This is a genomic window from Roseomonas acroporae (assembly GCF_023223525.1).
GTDB lineage: Bacteria > Pseudomonadota > Alphaproteobacteria > Acetobacterales > Acetobacteraceae > Roseomonas_E > Roseomonas_E acroporae.
Genome location: NZ_JALPRX010000106.1, coordinates 1 through 4218, shown reverse-complemented (window position 1 = coordinate 4218; position 4218 = coordinate 1). Strand labels below are relative to the sequence as shown.

The window sequence follows — 4218 nt, the reverse complement described above, 5'->3', positions numbered from 1 at the left end:
CTGGTGCCGCCGCTGGCGCTCGGCGTGGTGCTGAGCCGGCGCGCGGGGGCGAGGCTGGCGGGGCCGCGGTTCCGGATGCTGATCCTGGGCTTCGCGATCGTCTCCGGCGTGGTGTGCCTGATCCCGACGGGGTGAGATTTCGGGGCTCCGCCCCGGACCCCGCCAGGGAAGGCTTTGCCTTCCCCAAAGGCCCCTGGGGACCCATCCACCAGGAGGGCGAGGCCCTCCCGGACCTCTCTTCGTCTGGGCCCGGTTGTTGCAACGGGTGGGCCATCTTTTCCTGAAAAGGGGTTTCCAAAGGGGCTTCGCCCTTTGGTGGGAGAGTGCAGAGAGGGCGAAGCCCTCTTTGCCGGGGTCCGGGGCGGAGCCCCGAAGCCGAGCCGGAGCCACGCATGGACCTGAACACCATCACCGAGATCGGCCGGCCCCGGGCACGCGGGGATCTCGCCCCCTGGCGCGACGGCGATGCCTGGCTGGCGGGCGGCACCTGGCTGTTCTCCGAGCCGCAGCCCGGGCTGACGCGGCTGATCGACCTCGCCGGCCTCGGCTGGCCGCCGCTGGAGACCGGGCCGGCGGGGCTGCGAATCGCCGCCACCTGCACGCTGTCGCGCCTGGCGGCGGCGGAGTTCCCGCCGGAATGGCGCGCCGGGCCGCTGTTCGGCGCGTGCTGCGAAGCGCTGCTGGGCTCCTTCAAGATACGCAACGCGGCGACGGTGGGCGGCAATCTGTGCATGGCGCTGCCGGCGGGGCCGATGGCGGCGCTGTGCGTGGCGCTGGACGGGGTCGGCGTGGCGTGGACGCCGGATGGCGGGGAACGGCGCATCCCGATGCGGGAATTCATCCACGGGCCGCAGCGCAACGCGCTGGCGCCGGGGGAGTTGCTGCGCGCGGTGGCGTTGCCGGCGGCGGCGCTGCGGCGGCGGACGGCGCTGCGGAAGATGTCGCTGACGCCGCTCGGGCGCTCGGCGGCGCTGCTGGCGGGGACGCTGGCGGCGGACGGGGCATTCGGGCTGACGGTGACGGCGGCGACGCGGCGGCCGGTGCGGCTCGACTTTCCGGCGATCCCTGGGGAGGCGGCGCTGCGGGCGGCGCTGGCGGCGGCGATCCCGGCGGCGCTCTGGTACGACGACCTGCACGGCGCGCCGGCGTGGCGGGAGCATCTGACGCATCGACTGGCGCTGGAGATACGCGAGGAACTGGCGGCATGACGATGCGCGTCGACGGGGATCCGGTGGCGGCGTCGCCGAGGCCGGGGCAGTGCCTGCGCACCTTCCTGCGCGAGCAGGGGCGGTTCGGCGTCAAGAAGGGCTGCGATGCCGGCGATTGCGGCGCCTGCACCGTGCTGCTGGACGGGATGCCGGTGCATAGCTGCGTCACCCCCGCCTTCCGCGCCGAGGGGCGCGAGGTGACGACGATCGGGGGGCTGGCAGGCGCGGACGGGCCGCACCCGATGCAGCGGCAATTCCTCGCGGCGCAGGGCTTCCAGTGCGGCTTCTGCACGCCGGGCATGGTGATGACGGCGGCGAGCCTGGACCAGTCGCAGCGTCAGGAACTGGCGGCGGCGATGAAGGGGAACATCTGCCGCTGCACCGGCTACCGCGCCATCGCCGATGCGATCGGCGGCGTGGCCGAGGCGGAGCCGGAGGGTGGGTGCGGGCGCAGCCTGCCGGCGCCGGCCGGGCCGGAGGTCGTGCGGGGTGCCGCGCGCTACACGCTGGACATGGCGCCGCCCGAAGGGCTGCTGCACCTGAAGCTGCTGCGCTCGCCGCACGCGCATGCGCGCGTGGTGTCGGTGGACAAGGCGGCGGCGCTGGCGGTGCCGGGCGTGGTGGCGGTGCTGACGGCAGAGGATTCGCCGGACCGGCTGTTCTCGACGGCGCGGCACGAGAACCCGCTCGACGACCCGGACGACACGCGCGTGCTGGACACGGTGATGCGCTTCGTCGGGCAGCGCGTCGCGGCGGTGCTGGCGGAGAGCGAGGCCGCGGCGGAGGCGGGCGTGCGGGCGCTGCGGGTAGAGTACGAGGTGCTGCCGGCGGTGTTCGACCCGGAGGAGGCCATGCGCCCGGGGGCGCCGCTGTTGCACGGGGAGAAGGGCGCCGGGGCGCGCATCCACGATGCGTCGCGCAACATCGTCGCGATGGCCGATCTGGTGGAGGGCGATCCGGAAGCGGGCTTCGCGGCGGCCGAGGCGACGCACGAGGCGACCTACGAGACGCAGCGTCTGCAGCACGCGGCGCTGGAGACGCACGCGGCGACCGGCTGGCTGGACGAGGCGGGCGTGCTGACGCTGCGCACCAGCACGCAGGTGCCGTTCCTGGTGCACGGTGCGCTCGCCACGCTGTTCGGCCTGCCGCCGGAGCGGGTGCGCGTGCTATGCGGGCGCGTCGGCGGCGGCTTCGGCGGCAAGCAGGAGATGCTGGTCGAGGACATCGTGGCGCTGGCCGTGCTGCGCACCGGCAGGCCGGTGCGGCTGGAATACACGCGCGAGGAGCAGTTCCTGGCGGCGCCCTCGCGGCACCCGATGCGCGTCACGGTGCGCCTGGGCGCGCGGCGCGACGGGACGCTGACGGCGATGGCGCTGCGCGTGGTCTCCAACACCGGCGCCTACGGCAATCACGGGCCGGGCGTGCTGTTCCACGGGTGCGGCGAGTCGATCGGGCTGTACCGCTGCCCGGACAAGCGGGTGGAGGGGTATGCCGTCTACACCAACACGCTGCCGGCCGGCGCCTTCCGCGGCTACGGGCTGAGCCAGACCGTGTTCGCGGTGGAATCGGCGCTGGACGAGCTGGCGCGCGCGCTCGGGATCGATCCGTTCGAGCTGCGGCGGCGGAACGTGGTGCGGCCGGAGGACCACGCGCACGGCCATCACGCGCCGCCGCACCACGACGTGGAATTCGGCAGCTACGGGCTGGACCAGTGCCTCGATCTCGTCGAGGCGTCGCTGCGTGCGGACACGACGCCGGCGCCCGGGCCGGACTGGCTGGTGGGCGAGGGCATGGCGGCGGCGATGATCCACACCATCCCGCCGCGTGGGCATGTTGCCGAGGCGCGGATCGCGCTGGCGGCGGACGGGACGTACCGGCTTTCGGTCGGGACGGCGGAATTCGGCAACGGCACCTCCACCGTGCACGCGCAGATCGCGGCCGAGGTGCTCGGCACGGTGCCGGGGACGATCCGGCTGGCGCAGGCCGACACGGCGCTGGTCGGGCACGATACCGGCGCCTATGGCAGCACCGGGCTGGTGGTGGCGGGGCGGGCGACGGAGCGCGCGGCGGCGGCGCTGCGCGCGGCGCTGCTAACGGCGGCGGCGGCGCGGCTCGGCGTGGCGCCGGGGGATTGCCGGCTGGTGGCCGATGCGGTGGAGGTGGCGGGCGCGGAATCCGGGCCGGCGGCGCGGGCCGGTGCCGGCGCGGCGGGGACGCGGCTGCCGCTCGCCGCGCTGGCGGGGGAAGGGCTGGTCGGCGAGGGGCGCAGCGACGGCACGCCGCGCTCCGTGGCGTTCAACGTGCACGGCTTCCGCGTGGCGGTGCGGCCGGGGACGGGCGAGATCCGCATCCTGCGCAGCGTGCAGGCGGCGGATGCGGGGCGCGTCATCAACCCGATGCAGTGCCGGGGGCAGGTGGAGGGCGGCGTCGCGCAGGCGATCGGCGCCGCGCTGTACGAGGAATTGCGCATCGACGCGGCGGGGCGCGTGGAGAACCCGTCCTTCCGCCACTACCACGTGCCGGCCTGGGCCGACCTGCCGCGCACCGAGGTGCTGTTCGCCGATACGGTGGACCGGCTGGGGCCGTTCGGCGCGAAGTCGATGAGCGAGAGCCCGTTCAACCCGGTGGCGCCGGCGCTGGCCAACGCGGTGGCGGATGCGACGGGGGTGCGGTTCCGCGCGCTGCCGCTGAAGGCGGACCGGATGCACGCGGCGCTGGCGGCGGCGGGGCTGGAGGCGGCGGCGCCAACGGGATGATCCGGCGGGGTGGCGCGGATGGGCGCGGCCGGCGGAGCGCCCGGTCGGGCCCGATCGGGGTGACGCCTCGGCACAGGCACCGGCCATCGACACGCCGGCCATCGGCACGCCGGGCATGGAGACGCGCGGCCCAAGCGAGGCGGCGGCCGGAAGCGCCTGCTTCCGGCCGCCGCGCGACGATGCTCGCTGCCCCGACATGGGATGGCCGGGCGGAGCGGCGCGGGGCCGCCCCGACCGGCCTACGGGAATTCCAC

Annotated in this window: 2 protein-coding genes; both read left to right on the top strand. The window is 75.3% G+C overall.

Going from position 1 to position 4218, the window contains the following annotated elements; all coding sequences use genetic code 11:
- The first annotated feature begins 392 nt into the window (after nucleotides 1-392).
- The gene (locus tag M0638_RS22395) at nucleotides 393-1208 is read left to right on the top strand and encodes an FAD binding domain-containing protein (RefSeq protein ID WP_248669184.1); all 816 of its coding nucleotides are present in this window, start codon (nucleotides 393-395) and stop codon (nucleotides 1206-1208) included.
- Complete coding sequence (locus tag M0638_RS22390; RefSeq protein ID WP_248669183.1) at nucleotides 1205-3964, top strand: molybdopterin-dependent oxidoreductase; 2760 nt, start codon at nucleotides 1205-1207, stop codon at nucleotides 3962-3964. The genes M0638_RS22395 and M0638_RS22390 overlap by 4 nt, the downstream gene beginning before the upstream one ends.
- Nucleotides 3965-4218: the final 254 nt, after the last annotated feature.